This window comes from Winogradskyella eckloniae (assembly GCF_013249045.1).
Lineage (GTDB): Bacteria > Bacteroidota > Bacteroidia > Flavobacteriales > Flavobacteriaceae > Winogradskyella > Winogradskyella eckloniae.
In genome coordinates, this window is the sequence record NZ_JABRWP010000005.1 from 363,386 (window position 1) to 382,675 (window position 19,290).

General features: G+C 31.8%; 20 protein-coding genes and 1 tRNA gene. 10 read left to right on the forward strand and 11 right to left on the reverse strand.

Annotated features, from left to right (window positions below; all coding sequences use genetic code 11):
* Window positions 1-37: 37 nt before the first annotated feature.
* Complete coding sequence (locus tag HNV08_RS11285) at window positions 38-1,372, forward strand: hypothetical protein (protein ID WP_173281418.1); 1,335 nt, start codon at window positions 38-40, stop codon at window positions 1,370-1,372.
* Here the strand turns inward: HNV08_RS11285 and HNV08_RS11290 are convergent.
* Both HNV08_RS11290 and HNV08_RS11295 read right to left on the reverse strand, forming a co-directional pair.
* The gene (locus tag HNV08_RS11290) at window positions 1,369-1,770 is read right to left on the reverse strand and encodes a hypothetical protein (RefSeq protein WP_173281419.1); all 402 of its coding nucleotides are present in this window, start codon (window positions 1,768-1,770) and stop codon (window positions 1,369-1,371) included. The two genes, HNV08_RS11285 and HNV08_RS11290, sit on opposite strands and share 4 nt — an antisense overlap.
* Window positions 1,757-2,341, reverse strand: a complete 585-nt coding sequence (locus tag HNV08_RS11295; RefSeq protein ID WP_173281420.1) for an RNA polymerase sigma factor — start codon at window positions 2,339-2,341, stop codon at window positions 1,757-1,759. The genes HNV08_RS11290 and HNV08_RS11295 overlap by 14 nt, the downstream gene beginning before the upstream one ends.
* Window positions 2,342-2,486: 145 nt before the next feature.
* Here HNV08_RS11295 and HNV08_RS11300 point away from each other — a divergent pair, with 145 nt between their 5' ends.
* The 4 genes from HNV08_RS11300 (at window position 2,487) to HNV08_RS11315 (ending at window position 5,432) form a co-directional block, all read left to right on the forward strand.
* Entirely contained in the window at window positions 2,487-2,828 is a 342-nt protein-coding gene (locus HNV08_RS11300) for a DUF6249 domain-containing protein (protein WP_173281421.1), read from the forward strand.
* A gap of 101 nt (window positions 2,829-2,929) precedes the next feature.
* Window positions 2,930-3,907 carry a hypothetical protein gene (locus HNV08_RS11305; protein WP_173281422.1) on the forward strand — a complete coding sequence of 326 codons (978 nt, stop codon included), beginning with the start codon at window positions 2,930-2,932 and terminating at the stop codon, window positions 3,905-3,907.
* Window positions 3,900-4,256 (forward strand): DoxX family protein, encoded by a 357-nt coding sequence (locus HNV08_RS11310; protein WP_173281423.1) that lies wholly within the window; start codon window positions 3,900-3,902, stop codon window positions 4,254-4,256. The genes HNV08_RS11305 and HNV08_RS11310 overlap by 8 nt, the downstream gene beginning before the upstream one ends.
* A gap of 6 nt (window positions 4,257-4,262) precedes the next feature.
* Window positions 4,263-5,432: an MFS transporter gene (locus HNV08_RS11315; protein ID WP_173281424.1), complete on the forward strand. Its 1,170-nt coding sequence runs from the start codon at window positions 4,263-4,265 to the stop codon at window positions 5,430-5,432.
* Window position 5,433: 1 nt separating this feature from the next.
* Here HNV08_RS11315 and HNV08_RS11320 read toward each other — a convergent pair whose 3' ends face one another.
* Window positions 5,434-6,111, reverse strand: coding sequence for a M15 family metallopeptidase (locus HNV08_RS11320; protein ID WP_173281425.1), 678 nt, complete (start codon window positions 6,109-6,111; stop codon window positions 5,434-5,436).
* Between the two features lie 509 nt (window positions 6,112-6,620).
* On the opposite strand from HNV08_RS11320, the gene HNV08_RS11325 reads away from it, so the two are divergent.
* From HNV08_RS11325 to HNV08_RS11345, 5 genes are all read left to right on the forward strand, one after another.
* Window positions 6,621-7,550: an alpha/beta hydrolase gene (locus HNV08_RS11325; RefSeq protein WP_173281426.1), complete on the forward strand. Its 930-nt coding sequence runs from the start codon at window positions 6,621-6,623 to the stop codon at window positions 7,548-7,550.
* Window positions 7,551-7,897: 347 nt separating this feature from the next.
* Window positions 7,898-8,758, forward strand: a complete 861-nt coding sequence (locus tag HNV08_RS11330; RefSeq protein ID WP_173281427.1) for an SPFH domain-containing protein — start codon at window positions 7,898-7,900, stop codon at window positions 8,756-8,758.
* A gap of 179 nt (window positions 8,759-8,937) precedes the next feature.
* Entirely contained in the window at window positions 8,938-9,117 is a 180-nt protein-coding gene (locus HNV08_RS11335) for an Arc family DNA binding domain-containing protein (RefSeq protein WP_173281428.1), read from the forward strand.
* 560 nt (window positions 9,118-9,677) lie between these two features.
* Window positions 9,678-10,892 carry a DUF819 family protein gene (locus tag HNV08_RS11340; RefSeq protein WP_241697216.1) on the forward strand — a complete coding sequence of 405 codons (1,215 nt, stop codon included), beginning with the start codon at window positions 9,678-9,680 and terminating at the stop codon, window positions 10,890-10,892.
* A gap of 51 nt (window positions 10,893-10,943) precedes the next feature.
* Entirely contained in the window at window positions 10,944-11,657 is a 714-nt protein-coding gene (locus tag HNV08_RS11345) for a DUF4369 domain-containing protein (protein WP_173281430.1), read from the forward strand.
* Between the two features lie 77 nt (window positions 11,658-11,734).
* Here the strand turns inward: HNV08_RS11345 and HNV08_RS11350 are convergent.
* The 8 genes from HNV08_RS11350 to HNV08_RS11385 all read right to left on the reverse strand — a co-directional run.
* Window positions 11,735-11,808 (reverse strand) — tRNA-Thr (locus HNV08_RS11350).
* A 48-nt stretch (window positions 11,809-11,856) separates the two neighbouring features.
* The gene (locus HNV08_RS11355; RefSeq protein WP_173281431.1) at window positions 11,857-12,126 is read right to left on the reverse strand and encodes a hypothetical protein; all 270 of its coding nucleotides are present in this window, start codon (window positions 12,124-12,126) and stop codon (window positions 11,857-11,859) included.
* 84 nt (window positions 12,127-12,210) lie between these two features.
* Window positions 12,211-13,182 (reverse strand): type I phosphomannose isomerase catalytic subunit, encoded by a 972-nt coding sequence (locus tag HNV08_RS11360; RefSeq protein ID WP_173281432.1) that lies wholly within the window; start codon window positions 13,180-13,182, stop codon window positions 12,211-12,213.
* Window positions 13,183-13,184: 2 nt separating this feature from the next.
* Window positions 13,185-13,595, reverse strand: a complete 411-nt coding sequence (locus HNV08_RS11365; protein ID WP_173281433.1) for a 6-pyruvoyl trahydropterin synthase family protein — start codon at window positions 13,593-13,595, stop codon at window positions 13,185-13,187.
* Window positions 13,595-14,119 (reverse strand): isopentenyl-diphosphate Delta-isomerase, encoded by a 525-nt coding sequence (gene idi / locus HNV08_RS11370; RefSeq protein ID WP_173281434.1) that lies wholly within the window; start codon window positions 14,117-14,119, stop codon window positions 13,595-13,597. Before idi ends, HNV08_RS11365 begins: the two co-directional genes overlap by 1 nt.
* Window positions 14,120-14,223: 104 nt before the next feature.
* Window positions 14,224-16,218, reverse strand: a complete 1,995-nt coding sequence (locus HNV08_RS11375) for an OmpA family protein (protein WP_173281435.1) — start codon at window positions 16,216-16,218, stop codon at window positions 14,224-14,226.
* Window positions 16,219-16,228: 10 nt separating this feature from the next.
* Entirely contained in the window at window positions 16,229-17,155 is a 927-nt protein-coding gene (locus HNV08_RS11380; RefSeq protein ID WP_173281436.1) for a PorP/SprF family type IX secretion system membrane protein, read from the reverse strand.
* A gap of 28 nt (window positions 17,156-17,183) precedes the next feature.
* A partial coding sequence (locus tag HNV08_RS11385) for a DUF7507 domain-containing protein (protein ID WP_173281437.1) occupies window positions 17,184-19,290 on the reverse strand: 2,107 nt, incomplete at its 5' end.

The following is a 19,290-nucleotide window of genomic DNA, read 5'->3' on the forward strand; positions in this document are numbered from 1 at the left end:
TTAATTTTAAACTCATTATCAACCGACCGATTAAAACATGAGTGACAATTACAATAAACCAGCGTTTAAAAAGCTCCTCGAAAAATTACAAGAAGAAAGCTGGCAACTAGAACTATTAATCTCTGGTTTTGCCATATTTGGTTTATTTACGGCTTATAATTCTATTAAAATTGCGAGTATTGAAGCTTCCATAAATGGTGTTGTGCATGAAAATATTATAACTCAAGTAGCTCTGTTTTCTTGTGTTATTTTGCTTGTTAATCTACTCTTGCATGTATTATTACGTGGTTTATGGATTGGTGCTTTAGGATTGCGATATGTTTCTGGCGATATTGATTATGACTATCTTAAATACAGTCCAAAATTCACAAAATATTTAAAAAAAAGAGTTGGGTCTTTTGATAGATACATTGGGCGTTTAGAGAATTACTGTAGTATTATGTTTGCGGTTTCGTTCTTACTTATATTCTACGTTTTAGCCTTAACGTTTTCTCTAATCGCAATTGTTTTAACAGCCGAATATATAATTGAAAACGAAAGTTTCCCAGAATGGCTAAGACTTACTCTTGGTGTCCCAATTATGATTTTTATCTGTTTTGGTATGCTACTGACATTTTTTGATTTTGCTACGCAAGGTTTATTAAAAAAAGGCAAATGGATTTCTAAATTTTATTTTCCATTTTATTGGGTGTTTAGCTTTATTACTTTAAGCTTTTTGTACCGACCAATTGTATATAATTTTTTAGATAATAAATTTGGAAAACGCCTGAGTTTTGTACTCTTACCAATGTTTATTATAGTTAGTATATTTTCTTCTGTAGATTACAATTTCTCAAACTATTTTAGCGAACAATCTAAGTCTAATGCCTATACTACAAGTGATAATAATTATGAAGATTTAGTAAAAGAAGACAATGAACTTTTTATTGATGATGCTGCCATACAATCTAAAATTATTACTGGCAATTTTGTAAAAGTGTTTGTTCGATTTACTGAATCTATAGAAGATAATATTTTCAACTTCAACGAAAACTTAAAACCAGAGAAGGACAAACGAGGCATGATTACCGATTTTAGCAAAGGTTATAATAGTGCAAAATTTGATTCTAAAATTCAAAGACAAAAGTTCGATAGTTTAAAGAAAGACTACCTAAGAACATTTAATCAGTTATATACTGTAGAAATTGATACAATACAATTTACTTCAGATTTTGTAATCAATAAAAATACTTTAGGATTTGAAACCTATTTACCTACAGCATCGTTAAGCGAAGGAAAACATTTACTTACTATTAAATACAATACCTTAAAACAGCAAGACACTATAAAAAGAGACATGTTGTCTATACTCTTTTGGTATTATCCGGATTAAAACGTTATGTGTTTTTGGAAATAATATTTTACTACAGAAACTTGTATACTTACCATTAATGCTAATAGTATAAAGGCATACATTAATGCTGACGAAAATTCAAAGGAGATATTTTCTAACAGATTAAAAGGTACTTCTGGTAATTCTAAACGGTCGGTCCAGCTTGCTGTTGTTTCGGTATTGCCCAAAACAACATAACCAACTAAAGCAATAAAACTACCTAAAATGATAAACCAAACGGGTTTTGAAATTAATGGTTTATAAACCGTTGCATTAGAAGTAGAACTAGCTTCAACCTGAGACATAACATTGGCTGTAAAATCTAAAGAAGGTTGTTCTAAACCAGCTTCAGACATTATGTTATCTATAAATTCCTCTATGTTTTTATCCGCTTTCATGTTTCAATCTGTTTTCTGGTTTCAAATATTGCTCTAATAGTATTGCCAATTTTTTTCGTGCTCTAAAAAGCTTCACTTTTACAGTATTCGCTTCAATATTAATAATACTCGATATTTCATCTAAAGATAATTCTTCAAAATAAAATAGCGTTAATAATGCGCTACTATCTTCTGGCAACATATTAACACACCTTTTAATTAAAGCATGTCTTTCTTCCTTTATTAAATGGTCTAAAGCATTGTCTATGGTGTCTAATTTGTTAAAGGTAAATTCATCAATAGCCACATCATTGATATGCTTTTTATTCTTTTTTATGCGGTCTAGACAAGTATTGTAGGTCACTCTATAAATCCAAGTAGAAAATTTAGAATCACCTTTAAAATTATCTAATGACCTAAACACTTTTACAAATGTATCTTGTGCCACTTCTTCGGCCTCTTCTCTATGTTTTAACATTCTAAAAGCCAAGGTAAACACCAAATCCTTATAACGATTTACCAATTGCGCATACGCTTTAGTGTTGCCATTATGTATAGCGTTGATTAGTATTTGGTCGTCGTTGGTGGTCATTATATTAGTATAGACGACAAAACTTTAATGAAGGTTACACTAAAATAAATATTTATTTTTTTTTACGAAAAGTGTAACCTAAGATTAATTAGCATCGTCATAAGCTATGAAACAAATAAATTTAATCAATTAAAAATCGAACATTATGAATGAAGAAATATTAATCCCAATAAGTTTATTCTTATCTATTTTTGGAATTGTATATCTATACTTTTCCACCCGAAACAAAGAACGTTTAGCACTTATAGAAAAAGGTGCTGATGCCAGTATTTTTAACATAGGTAAAAGATCTGGCTCCTCTTGGAAAGTAGTTGTAATTAATGTGGCTTTTCTATTAATGGGAATTGGTCTTGGGTTTTTCTTAGCGATTCTTATAGAAAACTATACTGGTATCAATGATAACGCTGTTTATCCTGCTTTAATATTCTTAATGTCTGGTGTTGGCTTGTATGTAGGTTTTACGCAAACAAAAAAACACGTCGATTAATTAAGAATCACTGTAATGAATAACATCAACTAACGTCTCATAATTGAGGCGTTTTTTTATGCCTATAAATGATGTATCTTTAAAATCTATAAAACTTAGGCATGTACAAAATTCTATTTTCGCTTCTTTGTATTGGGCAATTGTCGTTTGCACAGATTGTTATTAAAGATAGTATTTCTAATTATCCTGTAAGTTACGCTACCATTTCTTTTGGTAATGGTAATGGTATTTTTGCAGATGATGAAGGTGTATTTATCTTTACTGAAAAATTATATCCAGATATCGATTCGCTTTTTATATCTGCGATAGGATTTAAAGATCTAAACGTTTCTACAAAAAACTTACCTAAAGCATTGATAATGCAAGCGCAGTCGCATCAATTAGATGAAGTAATGCTTAACTTAAAAAAGGACAGAAAATTTAAGGAAGATAAACTAAAACCGTCCTTAGATGATGACTATTATAATTGTTGGTTACCGACTATAGAATCTGAAATTGCCGTGTATTTCCCAAAAACGACCACTCAAGATCAAAACTTAAAAACCATATTTTTCCCTATTGCTTTAGAGTCTAAGGATTGGGAAAAACGAAATAAAAAAAACAGCGAAAAAAAGAAATTCTCAACCTTATTTAAAGTTCAATTTTACGACAACAACAATGGTATTCCTGGTAATGTGCTTACCTATGAAACTATAGTATTTAGAGCTACTGAAAAAGATGGTGATGCGTATGAGCTAAATGTAGATGATTATAATATACGTGTACCAGATAATGGTTTTTTTGTGTCGCTACAAGTATTAGGCTATACCAATAAAGCCGGAAAATTACTACCCAACAAAAAGTACAAAGAGATTGAATCTAAAGATGGTAAAATAGTAAAAATACCAACCAACTTTAGGCCGTTACTACCATTTACAAGTGAAGTTGAAGGGAAAAACACCTTTATAAAACGCGTATTTATTAATGGAAATAATTGGGTAAATTTTGATAAAGGAAATAAATTTACCTCTAGCCTATTAGATAAAAACCTCTTTAATTATGGTATTGGTATTACCTACAAAACATACAAAGATGAATGAGCCATTAGGCCTTTACGTCATGGCTGGCATATATGGTCTTGCAGGTATAATGCATTTTATTAAACCTAAGATGTACATGCGCATTATGCCAAACTATTTACCTTACCATAAAACTTTGGTTTATCTCAGCGGTTTAGCTGAAATAGTGTTAGGTATAGGACTCTGCATTCCGGTTTTAAAAACAAGTTCTATTTATGGCATAATTGTAATGCTAACAGTCTTTCTATTGGTGCATTTTTATATGTTATCGAGCAAAAAAGCAGCCGCAGGATTCCCAAAATGGGTTTTAGTATTACGTTTACCGCTACAATTTGTTTTGATGTATTGGGCTTGGACGTATTTAAATTAATAACTATTGAAAGCAGCAACATCCACAAGAGTATTACCTATTATTATTTTCTCACAGTTTTGCTGTACATCATTGTGGTTTGCAGGTAACTCAATCATAGAGGATTTAATTTTATTTTTTCAATTAAGTCCTGAATCCTTAGGCTACATAAGCTCGTCAGTTCAGTTTGGGTTTATCATAGGCACTTTTATTTTTGCCATCTTTACACTTAGTGATCGCTATTCTCCTTCACGTATTTTCTTCATTTGCGCTGTGATTGCTGCGCTATGTAACTTAGGCATATTGTACCAAAACAATACCATGACAACATTACTGGTCTTTCGATTTTTAACTGGGTTTAGCTTAGCTGGTATTTACCCAATAGGAATGAAAATTGCAGCAGATCATTTTGAAAAAGGATTAGGAAAATCACTTAGTTTTTTAATTGCTGCTCTGGTTTTAGGAACTGCTTTTCCGTATTTAATAACATCTTTTAACTTAAACCTAAAATGGGAAATGGTGATTTGGGTCACGTCGTCCTTAGCTGTATTAGGAGGCATTTTAATTTTAATGTTTGTACCAGATGGTCCTTATCAAAAATTAGCTCAAAAATTTGAAATATCTAAAATATTACAGGTGTTTAAGGATAAAGCATTTAAATCTGCAGCCTTTGGCTACTTTGGACATATGTGGGAACTTTATGCCTTCTGGACGTTTGTTCCTGTTTTACTAATAACACATGCGCAATTTCATACTGCAGAATTGAATATCCCTTTATTTTCTTTTATAATAATTGCTTCTGGTGCTGTATCTTGTGTCATAGGTGGATTTATATCTTCTAAATTGGGCATAAAAAAAACGGCAATTTTATCGCTTAGTATATCTGGCATTTGTTGCCTATTGTCACCTGTTTTTTTTATGATTAGCTCTAGTTTTGTGTTTATAGTATTTCTAATAATTTGGGGAATGGCAGTAATTGCAGATTCGCCTTTGTTCTCCACAATGGTTGCACAAAATTGCGACTCTAATGCTAAAGGTACTGCCCTAACTATTGTTAACTGTATTGGTTTTTCAATAACAATTATTAGTATACAATTACTCAACGCCCTAATAACCTATCAAAACTACATACAATTTGCGTTTATGGTATTGGCCATAGGACCAATTCTAGGCTTAATCGCTCTGAAAAAAAGATAGGTTATTCTATTTCAAAATCAAAAAACGTTTTAGGAAAAGGTTCCCAACGCAAAGTGAAATGCCACCATTCTTTTGGGTAATTTCTAAAGTTATGCTTTTTCATAACGTTTTGAAGTAATTCTCTATTACGCCTTTGATCATCGTTTAAATCCTCATCTGCAACCCAAGATGCTTCACCAAAAAAATCAAAAGGACTTCCCATGTCTAATGGCTCACCAGTTTCGCCATCTGCAATGGTTAAATCTAAAGTACTGCCTCTACTATGACCAGAACGCGATGCTATATAACCCGATTTAAATAAATTACGTTTATCTACATCTGGATAAAACTGCTGTTTCATAATAGTATCATTTAAGTCTTTTGCCCAACGAATAAAATGATTTACAGCGCGCTGTGGTCTATAGCCATCATAAACTTTTAAACAGAGATTTTGTTGATGTAAATCTTGTTGTACCAGTTTTAATTTTTCTGCCGCAGCTTGCGTTAAAATTAATCGATTGGTCTTATAACCATCAATCGTATCACCTACAAAATTATTCGTCGTAAAATAGCGTAATTCTACATCAATATCTGGTATAATAGTATCTACATATACAAATCCATCTGGCAAGGCTTTCTTGTCTTGAAAACCCAACAATACAACTAAACTTAACAGGTAAAAAAATGTCTTATAATTCATATCGATTACTAAATTAATCAAAAAAACTAATCTTCTAATTGTTTTAAGTGAATGAAAATAGATTGTGAAACTTTAAGACGATATAATTACAAGGGCACGAAAGAAAATTAATATTTTGAAGTTGGTAACAGCTATAAAAACAAAAAACCGAGATCCCTCAATCTCGGTTTTCGTTTATTTGCTTTTTTACTATGTCGGTAGATTTAGGGTTTCTAATTAAACACAACACAAGGCAAATATTAATTAATTAATCCATTGAACTAAAAACTAAATTTTAGTACATGTCAAATATATAATTCATTTTCAATTCACACGCTAAAAAACCAATTTAATCGATGAAATGCACTTAATTTTAACATTTATAGACGAAATAACGTATTTTACCGATAAAACACCTAGCGCAATAATTAAAAAATCATGGTTTAAAAACATAAAAAAAGAGAAAATACGTTACTAATTATAATATTCAATACTAATTAAATTAACTTTATAATCTTAAATCACATAAAATGAAACCATATTTAGTCCTTCTTATAGTTTTAGTGTCTTTTGTTAGTTTTGGTCAAGACAATTTATTCACAGAAAAGGAACTTTCTATAACTAAACACATAGATGGAACATTATTAGAGCCTAAAATAGATTCAAAAAAAACGAATCTTGTCATTATTATTGCTGGCTCTGGACCTACAAATAGAGATGGTAATCAGAATTTTTTAAAAAATAACTCTTTAAAAAAGTTAGCAGAACATCTTTCAAACAATGAGATATCTACCTTTAGATACGACAAACGTATTGTAAAGCAAATATTAACAAACAATGTGGACGATAACATAATGTTTGATGATTTTGTTTCAGACGCTTCTGATGTCATTGAGTATTTCAAATCCACAGAACGTTATAATAAAATCTACATTATTGGTCATAGCCAAGGGAGTTTAGTTGGTATGCTTGCCGCAAATGACAATGTCGATGGATTTATTTCTTTGGCTGGTGCAGGTAATAATATTGGCGATGTACTGGTTGAACAGGTTTCTAACATGTCACCTGCTCTAGGCAAAGAAACACAACGTGTCGTAGACACCCTAAAAACCGGAAAATCTACGACAGATTACCCAAACGAACTAGCGTCTTTATTTGGACCTAATATTCAAAAATTTATGATCAATTGGATGTCTTACAATCCTACAGAAATCATTAAAACTTTAGACATACCAATATTAATAATTAATGGCACTAAAGATCTTCAGGTTTCAGTAAAAGAAGCAGAACTCCTAAAAAATGCTAATGATAAAGCTCAATTAGAAATTATTGAAAAGATGAATCATGTTTTGTTTGAAATAGAAGGCGATGACTTAGAAAATTCAAAATCCTATAACGAAGCCTTTAGACCTATTTCTCCTCAACTAATTGCAACAATCACTGCGTTTATTCAATCATAAGAGAATCTAACATATAACATTATTAAAGCATCTTCTTCCAGATGCTTTTTTTATACCATAACCTATAAAAATGAAAAAGCATCCCAACCACGAGATGCCTTTTTCTAACTAACCAACCAATTGTAATGTTTCTACTTCGTAGTAGTGTTATTTTAAAATAACTAAAGTAATTTTCATTACAATTAATAGTAAACAAATGCTGTGCCAAAGTTTATTTAAAATAATTTTTAATTTTTATGTAACACTTAAATAAGTTTGGATACTAATATAATAAGTTATATCTTTATGATATTATTTTAATATCATATTAAATTATAACCATTACTAACCTTTTAAACTTATATATGATGACAGAAGAAAAAATTATTGTTCCGGCGAATGGCTACCTCATGCTATTTTTATTTTTAATTTTATTTATTGGCAGTATTGCCCTTATCCCAATTACAAAAACAGGTTGGTCTATATTTGGTATAGTCGCAGCTTTAATGTTAGCTTTTGGCTTTTTAATGGTACAACCCAATGGCTCTAGAGTATTACTCCTATTCGGAAAATATGTAGGTACCGTAAAGAAAAATGGGTTTTACTGGGTGAATCCGTTCTATTCTAAGAAAAAAATCTCATTAAGAGCGAGTAATTTTGATAGCGAACGCTTAAAAGTAAACGACAAACTAGGAAACCCTATTATGATTAGTACTATTTTAGTTTGGCGTGTACATAACACATATAAAGCAGCTTTTGATGTAGATAATTACGAAAACTTTGTACGTGTACAAACCGATGCTGCGGTTAGAAAATTGGCAAGTATGTATCCTTATGATAATTTTGCAGATGAAGGACATGATGAAGATATCACATTGCGCTCTAGTGTAAATGAAGTGAGCACAGCATTAGAAAAAGAAATTGACGAACGTTTATCCATAGCAGGTATTGAAGTCCTAGAAGCACGAATTGGATATTTAGCCTATGCCCAAGAAATCGCAAATGCTATGCTTAAGCGTCAACAAGCAACTGCTATTGTAGCCGCAAGACACAAAATTGTAGAAGGTGCTGTGAGTATGGTAGAAATGGCTATTGAAGAACTCAATAAAAAACAAGTTGTCGATTTAGACGAAGAACGTAAAGCAGCAATGGTAAGTAATCTTATGGTTGTACTTTGTGGCGATAAAGATGCTTCTCCAATAGTAAATACAGGAACTCTAAATCATTAGAATATGAAAGAATATAAAGTGATTCAACCTAAATTAGGTTTTATTTTTATCTTTAAATTAAAAATTGAAAATATCATGTACTTTTAGTGTAAAGTCTAAAAAGAAGGCTTGATAAGCTGGCAATAACGGAGGAAATCTAAATTACATTACTACTAGAAAAGAAAATTAAAATTATTAAAATGTCTAAAAAGAAAGCATTTGCATTACGAATAAATGAAGATATGCTTAAAGCGATTGAAAAATGGGCTTCAGACGAGTTCCGCAGTACCAATGGCCAAATAGAATGGATGCTCATGCAATATCTTAAAGCACAGAATAGGCAACCTAAACCAAAGGATAAAACTATAGAAAAAAAGTGATCGGAAACGGTCACTTTTTTAGTTTTTAATTTTTGTATTTTGCGATTAAATACCGTTAAATTATGAAATCACTATTAAAGACTTTTGTACTACTTCCTTTAGTACTTCTTGCTATAAATTCTACTTTTGCTCAGACCTTAACGTTTGAAAAACCTACTTCTAGTCATTCCGAAGTTTTTACGGTTCCTGTAAAAATTGATTCTATAAGCTTTAATGCCTTTAAAATTAATTTTGTTGTACCAAATACAGTTGCAGATGTTGTCCAATTTATTCCCAATAAACAATTAGCTCAAGGTACCTTTAATTATAAACAAAATAATAATGTACATACCATAGAGTATGTCGGTTATTCTAAACAAATTTTTGAAAAAAAAGCCGCTTTATTTGATATTATTTTTAAAACTGAAGATCGGTTTAAGGATGCTAAACTCATAGATGTAAAAATGAGTCACTTTATATTAGACCGAAATATTATAGCGCTAAAAAAAATAAAAGTTGAAAACGCGACTGCAAATCAGTGGGTTTTATTTAAAAACGATGCTATTGTTTTTGGTTTATTAATGATTGCTTTAGGTCTAGTGTTTTTTACTGAATCTAAAAGAACAGGATTTTGGCCTAAGTTTTATAAAATCGTTCCTGGCTTATTAATGTGTTATTTAATTCCTGCAATTTTTAACTCATTAGGCTTAATTTCAGACAAAATCTCAGAAAGTTATTTCATTGCCAGTCGTTATTTATTACCAGCATCGTTAGTGTTATTAACATTAAGTATAGATTTAAAAGCAATTTTTAATTTAGGTTGGAAAGCATTAGTAATGTTTTTTACTGGTACCATAGGTATTGTTATTGGTGGACCAATTGCGATACTCCTTATCTCAACATTTTCTCCAGAAACCGTTGGAGGTGCAGGTTTTGATGCTACATGGAGAGGATTAGCCACTTTAGCCGGAAGTTGGATTGGTGGTGGAGCCAACCAAGCAGCCATGTTAGAGATCTATGAGTTTAATCAAGAACTTTATGGCGGAATGGTCTTAGTAGATATCGTTGTAGCCAATATATGGATGGCGATAATTTTACTTGGTATAGGCAAACGAAAGCAAATAGATACTTGGTTTAAAGCCGATAATTCAGCGATTGATGCATTACAAAATAAAGTTCAAGCGTTTAGCGATAAAATTACAAGAAACCCATCCTTAACTGATATTATAGTCATTCTTACTTTTGCTTTTGGTGCCGTTGGTATCGCGCATTTTGGTGCCGATCATATTTCAGTTTATTTAAAGGATAATTTTGAAGCCGTAAGTAATCCCAAAAGCGCATTGTCTTCTTTTGGAAGTGGTTTCTTTTGGTTAATATCTATAGCAACATTAATTGGTGTATTACTCTCTTTTACAAAAGCCAAAAATTACGAAGGTGCTGGAGCTAGTAAAATAGGAAGTGTTTTTATTTACATTTTAGTCGCAACGATTGGTATGAAAATGGATTTAGGTAAGATTTTTGAAAATCCTGGATTAATATTAATTGGTTTGGTATGGATGACTATACATGCCATCTTATTAATAATTGTGGCCAAAATAATTAAAGCGCCATTCTTCTTTTTAGCCGTAGGTAGTCAAGCCAATGTTGGTGGCGCAGCTTCTGCTCCTGTTGTCGCTGCAGCGTTTCACCCTTCTTTAGCAACTGTAGGTGCTTTATTAGCTGTTTTTGGCTATGTGGTAGGAACTTATGGTGCTATACTTTGCGCAGAACTAATGAAAATAGCTGCGGCAGGTTAGTTTTTTTAAAACAATTATAAGATATTTACGCACTTAATTATTTTACAAATCATGACAAAAGTAAACAAAGCCTTAACACTCATCCTCTTAACCGTTTTAGCCATATCTTGTGCTAAAGAAAATGAGTCTTCATTCACGCTCAAAGGCACTGTTAAAGGTTTAAAAAAAGGAGTTGTTTATCTTCAAAAAGATGGCGATTCTAGTATTGTAGATCTAGATTCTATGGTTATCAATGGACAATCAGAATTTAAATTACATACCAATATAGATGAACCAATTCTTCTGTATTTAAAATTATTTAAAAACGATGGTGCTGAGCATTTCATACCATTTTTTGCAGATAAAGGAGTCACAGAAATCCATACAACCTTAAAAAATTTCAATTATGATTCTAAAATAAAAGGGTCTAAACAACAAGATTTATTGGCAGAATATATTGAAGTGATGTCTAAATTTAACGATCAAAATTTAGATATGTTAGAAGCTCGATTTTTGGCGCAAAAAGAAAACGATAGTATCGCTGTAGACTCCTTAAATAAATTAGGCGATAACATGGTAAAACGTAAATACGCGTACACCATACAATACGCTATGAATCATAAGGACAATGAAATTGCACCATATTTAGCATTGTACGAAGCTAGAAATGCCAATCCTATATTTATAGATTCTATCTATAATAATTTAACACCAGAGATAAAGAATTCTCTATATGGCAAAAAGCTAAATGACGTTATTGTGAATAGAAAAGTTACAGAAAAATAACTCTATTATAGTAAATAAAAACTATGTTTAATTAAAAAATCCAATCATACAATATGATTGGATTTTTATTTTTGAAGAGCCGATGGAGGGACTCGAACCCACGACCTGCTGATTACAAATCAGCTGCTCTAGCCAGCTGAGCTACATCGGCAAAAAGAGTTTGCAAATTTAATATAGATATTCAAATTTGCAAATCTATTTATTTTAATTTGTTGATTTTTTCTATTAGGTTTTTTCCTTTAGATTCTAAATCATTGTTAATAGCCTTAAAGTGCGCTTTTTTATTCTCTACACTTCTATCATTAACACGTGCTATTAACTCATCAAAAGTAGAAATAGCCTCATCAATAATTGCTTCACTATCTTTTGTTGGTTTTTCCGTATTTGTCAGTTCCCAAACGTAAACAGCTTCAATAATATCACCTAAAACGTAGTTTATATCTTTTTTTAAATCTCTTTTATTTGCCATAATATTTATCTTTTTTTTGTGTTTACAAAAGTAGTAATTACTTTTAGTTATATAACCAACTTGAAATTACTTTATCAAGAAGTTTTAAACGTAAACTTCTAGTAACTTTCCATAATTTGCTTTTATTTGAAAGGTTTTTATTTGCGCAGGAATCAGCACTGATTCTCCCTTAGTTACAGTTTCTGACCATGATTCCGTATTAATTTCTACCTGGCCATCCACACACATATATATAATAAAAGAATCAAAATTGTTTTGTTTTGTTAGTTCAGAATCAATTTCGATAAAATTAGTTGTAAAAAAAGAACAGCTTACCATGTTGTTTGAAGCGTTCTTTTTCTGTTCATAATCTATTTTAAAGTCATTCTTTAAATCAAAATCAAACGCATCTATGGCAATATCATTATGCAGTACACGCTGATGACCTTGCTCATCTACTCTATCCCAATCATAAACACGATACGTTACATCACTGGTTTGCTGAATTTCTGCTAATAGAACTCCTGCTCCAATAGCATGCACTCTTCCGGCTTCAATAAAATAAGTATCACCTTCTTTTACTGAATCAAAATTTAGAATTTGAGTTAATGTTTTATTTTCTAGATGTTCTAAGTAGGTTGATTTATCTACTTGTTGGTTAAAGCCAACTATTAGATTTGCATCCTTCTCAGCATGCATAACGTACCACATTTCTGTTTTTCCAAATGAATTATGACGCTCTTTTGCAAGCTCATCGTTAGGGTGCAATTGTATACTTAAGTCCTTTTTAGCATCAATAAATTTAATGAGTAACGGAAATGCATTACCAAAACGTTTCCAATTTTTTTCTCCTAAAAATTGTGATTTATATGTGTCAACGAGAGCTTGCAAGGACTGACCTTTTAAAGCGCCATTCTCTACAATAGAAACATCTTTGGGTACAGCACTAATTTCCCAACTTTCTCCTAAGTTTTTAGCCGCAGATTTCTTGTTAAAATGTTGATTTAATTTCTCTCCACCCCAAATTTTTTCTTTTAGAATAGGTTGAAATTTTAATGGATATAAGGTGTGCTTCATAGTTATTCTCCAGAATATGTTACAAAATTTCTAGGTGTTTCATACAACGTAATTTCGAGTTGAAATTTTGTCTCTAGCTTCGCTTTCAATTTATTATAAATTACAACAGCTATATTTTCTACGGTTGGGTTTAAATTTTCAAATTCTGGCACTTCAATATTCAAATTTTTATGATCAAAAGCATCTTCAACTTCAGATTTAATTATTTCTTTTAAAATCTTCACATCTATAACGTAGCCTGTTTCTGGATCTATTTCTCCTGTTACACTAGCAATTAACTCATAATTATGACCATGAAAATTGGGGTTGTTACATAATCCAAAAACAGATTCGTTTTTTTCAAAACTCCAATCCTTTCTATACAAACGATGTGCTGCATTAAAATGTGCTTTTCTGTGTACGGTAACTTTCATTACTTATTAACGTTTATGAATTCATAAAACTTTTCAAAGATAATTTTAAACCATGCAGTGTATACATTAGGATTTGTCTTTATATCGCGTTGTACATCGTCTAATGCCATCCATTTCCAAGCCATAACTTCATCTGTATTTATAAATGGCTCAGCATTATAATGACCAACCATCACATGATCGTATTCATGCTCTGTAAGACCGTTATCAAAAGGCGCCTTATATATAAATGATGTTTTCTCTGTTAAGTCTGTAACAAAGCCCATTTCTTCTTGTAGGCGTCTTTTACCTGCTTCTATATTCGTTTCGCCGTTGCGTTGATGACTGCAACAGGTATTGGTCCATAACTCTGGAGAGTGATATTTATGCGCAGCCCTTTGCTGCAACATTAATTCTTTATTGTCATTAAAAATGAAAACGGAAAATGCACGATGCAAAAGGGCTTTTTCATGTGCTTCCATTTTAGGCATTAAACCTATTTGTTTATCATTCTCATCTACTAGGATGACTTGTTCTTCTGTCATTATGCAAAATTAACATCTTAATTATTAAAAAAAGTAAAGGATTTCATAAAAATAGCCGTTTAAATAATTAAACGGCTATTTTATTCAATTAGATAAAGAATGATTTAGTCTTCACTTTCATCGTTATCATCGCATGTTTTTCCATCTATACTTGTTATAATAAACTCACTTCGTCTATTTAACTGATGTTCTGCTTCAGAACAATTAGAGTTATTTGTAGGTTCACAACCACAATCATTAATTAAACGTGATTCGCCATAACCTTTAGCCGTTAAACGTTCTGCCGCAATGCCTTTTTCTATGAGATAGGCTCTTGTAGACTTAGCTCTTCGATCTGATAATTGTTCGTTATATGCTGCAGTACCTCTACAATCGGTATGACTACGAATATCTATATGCATTGTAGGATACTTATTTAATACAGCTAATACCTTTTGTATTTCTATCTCTGCATCATATCTAATATTAGATTTATCAAAATCGAAATAAATAATAGGAATATCTAATACTTTTGCTAAATCATCACAAGGCTCAATTTGCTGCTCATCTTTCTCAATAAGCAATTCCATTTTTAATTCTTGATTTCTATTAGGTGTTGTAAATCGTTGCTCGTCTGATGTATATTTATCCTTTTCTACACGTATTAAGTATTCCTTTTCAGGATCTACATCAAATTTAAAATAAGCATCATCTCCTACAATTTGACGATCTATTTCATTACCATCTTCATCATATAAGATCACAGTAGAATTTGGTAATAATTCTTCTGTTTTCACATCTTGAACTGTACCTTCTACAACAAGTTTAATTTCTGGAATTTCAAAGGTATAAATATCATCGCTTCCTTTACCACCTTCTCTGTTTGAACTAAAGTAAACACGTTTTGTTACCAAATTTTCATAGTATCCAAAATCATCCCATTGGCTATTTACAGGTTCGCTTACATTTTCTATTGTGAAATTTCTATTAGAACCTCCTGTAACTTTCTGATCTGCTCCCTTTGATACGTATACATCTAATCCTCCTAATCCTGGAAAACCTGTAGAAGAAAAATACAAATCGCCGTTAGAATTTAAAAAAGGAAATGACTCTTGTCCTTCTGTATTTATTGCACTTCCAAGATTTTCAGGCTCTCCTAATGTTCCATCTTCATTAATATCAACCACAAAAATATCAGACTGACCTAATGTACCTGGCATATCTGATGCAAAATATAATTTTGTACCTAATAAATTAAGAGCTGGATGTGCTACACTATAATCAATACTATTAAAATGAATTTTATGAATACTTCCCCAAACGCCATCTTCACCCAATGTAGCTCTATACAATTGTAATCTATTAATACCTACAGCATCTTCTTTATATCGTGATTTAAAGTAATTATTTCGTGTAAAAAACATGTATTTACCATTCGGTGAAAAAACAGCGCTCGATTCATGAAATTTGGTATTGACGTTATCTCCAATACTTTTTACTTCGGCAAAGGTTCCGTCTTCAGATTTTTCAACTGTATATAAATCTAAATAAGGTTCTTCATTCCATCTGTATTTTCTTCCGCCTCCTCTTGCAGATGCAAACACAATTCCATTTTCGTATTCTGTTGTACCAAAATCTGAGAATTCAGTATTTACTTCGAGATTTACAATTTCAATATCATCTCTACTCATTTCTTCAATCGCAGATTTATAATCTACTTTAGATACAAAGGCTTTACCTCTTAGGTCATTTGGTTTTAATGTATTGAATTTTTCCATCCATTTATCAGAACCTTCATAATCCTTTATGCCTTTTAATGCTAGTGCATACCTAAAATAATATTCTGGGTCAACCACTTCATTAAGCGCCATTAATTCACCATACCATTTAGAAGCCTCTTCCATCTTATTTTGAAAATAAAATGAATTGGCTAACTTTTGAAACAAATCTGCCGACTTATAGCCATTATTAGCAACTTCTAACAAGACCTCACTCGTTTTTACATAAGCAAAATCCCTATAGTCATCTTTAACACTTTGTATCTTCCCATTCTGCCCAAATGCACCAAAAGAAATTACAATTACAAAAATTAATAATATATGTTTTAATACTGTTTTCATAGTCCTATTTTTAGAAGAATCGTGGTGATAATATTCTACCTAACCTTTTTACTTCAAATCTTAATGTTACTTCGTGTGTACCGCTATTATAATTGTTTAAACCTGTTGATGTCATATCATAACTATAACCAATAAACATTCCTGGTGTTACTTGAAAACCAGCTAGTGCACTGACTGAATCATCCCATCGCCAAGCTAATCCGAGCGTTAATTTCTTTTGAAACCAAAAGTTTGCAGAAACATCTGCTATTATTGGTGCTCCCGAAACTCCTTTTACTAAAAATGCTGGTTTTAATTCTGTAGTTTCACTAATATTAAATACATATCCACCTATTAAATAAAAATGCATTCGTTCCGTTGCTACAGATTCAGTATAATCATCATAATGGTCTGTTGTGATAAAATTTGGCACTGCTAAACCTAAATACCATTTACGAGTATGCATATATAAACCAGCACCAATCATAGGAGAAATAAGATTTAAATTCTCTTCAAATGCAGGATCTGTATGTCTATATCGCCCTTTACTCCAATCGGTATCTAAAATATGTAATCCGCCTTTTACACCAAAAGATAACTTTAAATCTTCTGCATTTAAAGGGATTGTATAAGACACATTGGCATCAATAAATGATTCTCTAGCAGGACCCAAAGCGTCATTTACAACATTTAGTCCTAAACCAATGCGTTCATTTCTTAGTGGTGAATGTATACTCAATGTTTGTGTTTGAGGTGCTCCATTAATACCAACCCATTGCGATCTATGTAAACCTACAGCACTAAACGTTTCTCTCTGGCCTGCATATGCTGGGTTAACACTTAATGTATTATACATATAATGCGTGTACTGAGGGTCTTGTTGTGCGAAACTAATAGTACTAATTAGTATAACTACTAAAACTATTAATTCTTTTATTTGCGATGATCTTTGTATCATTTTAAAATATATTATAATTAAGTACTAATTAGTTTTTTCTATTTATATATAACCATCCAACTCTTGGATCTGACCCATCTCCTAAATCAAGTACATAATAATATGTACCCACTGGCAACTCATCAGATTGGTTTATAACAGCTCTACCATTTGATATACCTGTCCAATCATTAAGGTAACCATTAGCGGTGTAAACTATATTACCCCATCTATTATAGACTTCTAGTTTATTCTCAGGGAAACGTTCTATACAGTCAATGACAAAGGTTTCATTTATACCATCTCCATCTGGTGAGAACTCGTTATAAATAGTTAAACAAATTGGATTTACCGTGGCATCATCTTCATTATTACTAAGATCCTCATCTACACCGCCTACAGCACTTTGTATATATGCTGTATTTAAATAATCTCCAAAACCTAATACTTCTACTGTAATTCTAAGAATTCCAACTTCATCTGGCTCTAATTGATTAATAAACCATTCTCCATTGACTACTGAATACGAACCATCTGGAGCAAATGGAATAAAATCAATTAATGGATCTCCTGTATTTGGATCTAGAGCTATTTCATAACCACTTGGAATTTGCTCATCGATAACAATATTAGTAGCCGTTACATTTCCTATGTTCGCTACTTCAATTGTAAATGTGACTAAATCTCCAATTAACGGCTGCACTTCATCTACCACTTTTGTTACTTCTAAATCAAAAATTGAATTAAGTATAACAATAGTAGGATCATCTGGTTCACCATCACCATTATCATCGTTGTCACTATTATCATTTGGATCATCACTAGTATCAACGATATCATCTAAAATATCATTGATATCACCACCTGGTTGCTCTCCTCTTACGGAAGCAGAATTTGTGACCGTACCAATATTAATATCTTCTTGAGTTATCAGATAAGTCGCGGTAAACGTAGTACTATCTATTGCACCTGGAAGTAACTCTAAAATAGGACCTCCCATTAAGTTTAAGTTAGGTAAGTTATCTTCTACCACTATATCATACAACGTTACGTTTCCTGTGTTTTCTACAATAAACACATAATTAATAATATCATCGACTCCACCTGCGATACCATCACCATTTGTGTCTTCTAATGGTAATATCGTTTTAATTAAATTAATTTTTGGATCAGAAGTAATTATAATTTCAGTTGGATCGTCTTCAACATTTCCATCATCATCAATACCATCATCACTAGTATCAGATACTGAAATGTCATCTGGACTATCACCACTCGCAACAACACTATTAGTAAATCCGCCTACATTAATAACATCTTGTTCTATAATATAGGTTGCCGTATAAGTTGCCGTTTCCCCTACTAATAATAGTCCTTCCGTACTACCTAATGACGATGGACTCACAAAACTAGGTCCTGTTACAAAAGTTAATATATTGCCATCCAAATCCGTAAATGTATCAACAATAGCTACGTTATCTAATGGAACATTTCCAGTATTTGTTACACTTATAGTATAGGTAATTTCATCATCTAAACTTGCACCAACAGGTAACACATCATTTGTAATTTCAAAAGTTTTTACAACTTCAATACTTGGATCTGGTAATAAGGTTACAGTTGGATCATTTGTAGGATCATTATCTGTTGAACCATCACCATCTGGCGTTTCTATTGATTCATCGCCTGCATCTGAAACATCACTAACATCATCTGTACCATCTGGACTATCACCGGTTCCTGTGGCACTATTTTCTATATAACCAGCATCGATATCATTTTGAGTTATAGTCTGCTCAGCCGTTACCGTTACACTTTCACCTGGTGCTAAACTAGCAATTGGGCTTCCTGTAATTGTTCCTGCATCTGCATTAGGATCTGTTATTTCAATATTTGTTATTGTAACATCTCCTGTATTTACAACAACAATATCATAAGTAATTACATCATCCAAATAACCTATTTCACCTTCCGATGATACATTGTTAACCGTCTTAGTTATTGTAATCTCAGGGTTTGTTGTTAAAAGCGTTACCGTTGGATCATTCGTTGGATCCATATCATCTGTGCCATCGCCATCTGGTGAGTCTACGGTCTCATTGTTTGGTATCGCATTTCCGTTTGGATCTACATCTGTATCAGAATCATCACTGACA

Excerpts from the sequence above, each read along its gene's own strand:
- HNV08_RS11380 (WP_173281436.1), bottom strand. The coding sequence starts at position 17,155 with ATGATACAAAGATCATCGCAAATAAAAGAATTAATAGTTTTAGTAGTT.
- HNV08_RS11360 (WP_173281432.1), bottom strand. The coding sequence starts at position 13,182 with ATGAAGCACACCTTATATCCATTAAAATTTCAACCTATTCTAAAAGAA.
- HNV08_RS11345 (WP_173281430.1), top strand. The coding sequence starts at position 10,944 with ATGACAAAAGTAAACAAAGCCTTAACACTCATCCTCTTAACCGTTTTA.
- idi (WP_173281434.1), bottom strand. The coding sequence starts at position 14,119 with ATGACAGAAGAACAAGTCATCCTAGTAGATGAGAATGATAAACAAATA.
- HNV08_RS11325 (WP_173281426.1), top strand. The coding sequence starts at position 6,621 with ATGAAACCATATTTAGTCCTTCTTATAGTTTTAGTGTCTTTTGTTAGT.
- HNV08_RS11295 (WP_173281420.1), bottom strand. The coding sequence starts at position 2,341 with ATGACCACCAACGACGACCAAATACTAATCAACGCTATACATAATGGC.
- HNV08_RS11365 (WP_173281433.1), bottom strand. The coding sequence starts at position 13,595 with ATGAAAGTTACCGTACACAGAAAAGCACATTTTAATGCAGCACATCGT.
- HNV08_RS11355 (WP_173281431.1), bottom strand. The coding sequence starts at position 12,126 with ATGGCAAATAAAAGAGATTTAAAAAAAGATATAAACTACGTTTTAGGT.
- HNV08_RS11310 (WP_173281423.1), top strand. The coding sequence starts at position 3,900 with ATGAATGAGCCATTAGGCCTTTACGTCATGGCTGGCATATATGGTCTT.
- HNV08_RS11320 (WP_173281425.1), bottom strand. The coding sequence starts at position 6,111 with ATGAATTATAAGACATTTTTTTACCTGTTAAGTTTAGTTGTATTGTTG.
- HNV08_RS11290 (WP_173281419.1), bottom strand. The coding sequence starts at position 1,770 with ATGAAAGCGGATAAAAACATAGAGGAATTTATAGATAACATAATGTCT.
- HNV08_RS11340 (WP_241697216.1), top strand. The coding sequence starts at position 9,678 with ATGATTGCTTTAGGTCTAGTGTTTTTTACTGAATCTAAAAGAACAGGA.
- HNV08_RS11285 (WP_173281418.1), top strand. The coding sequence starts at position 38 with ATGAGTGACAATTACAATAAACCAGCGTTTAAAAAGCTCCTCGAAAAA.
- HNV08_RS11305 (WP_173281422.1), top strand. The coding sequence starts at position 2,930 with ATGTACAAAATTCTATTTTCGCTTCTTTGTATTGGGCAATTGTCGTTT.
- HNV08_RS11300 (WP_173281421.1), top strand. The coding sequence starts at position 2,487 with ATGAATGAAGAAATATTAATCCCAATAAGTTTATTCTTATCTATTTTT.
- HNV08_RS11335 (WP_173281428.1), top strand. The coding sequence starts at position 8,938 with ATGTCTAAAAAGAAAGCATTTGCATTACGAATAAATGAAGATATGCTT.
- HNV08_RS11330 (WP_173281427.1), top strand. The coding sequence starts at position 7,898 with ATGACAGAAGAAAAAATTATTGTTCCGGCGAATGGCTACCTCATGCTA.
- HNV08_RS11375 (WP_173281435.1), bottom strand. The coding sequence starts at position 16,218 with ATGAAAACAGTATTAAAACATATATTATTAATTTTTGTAATTGTAATT.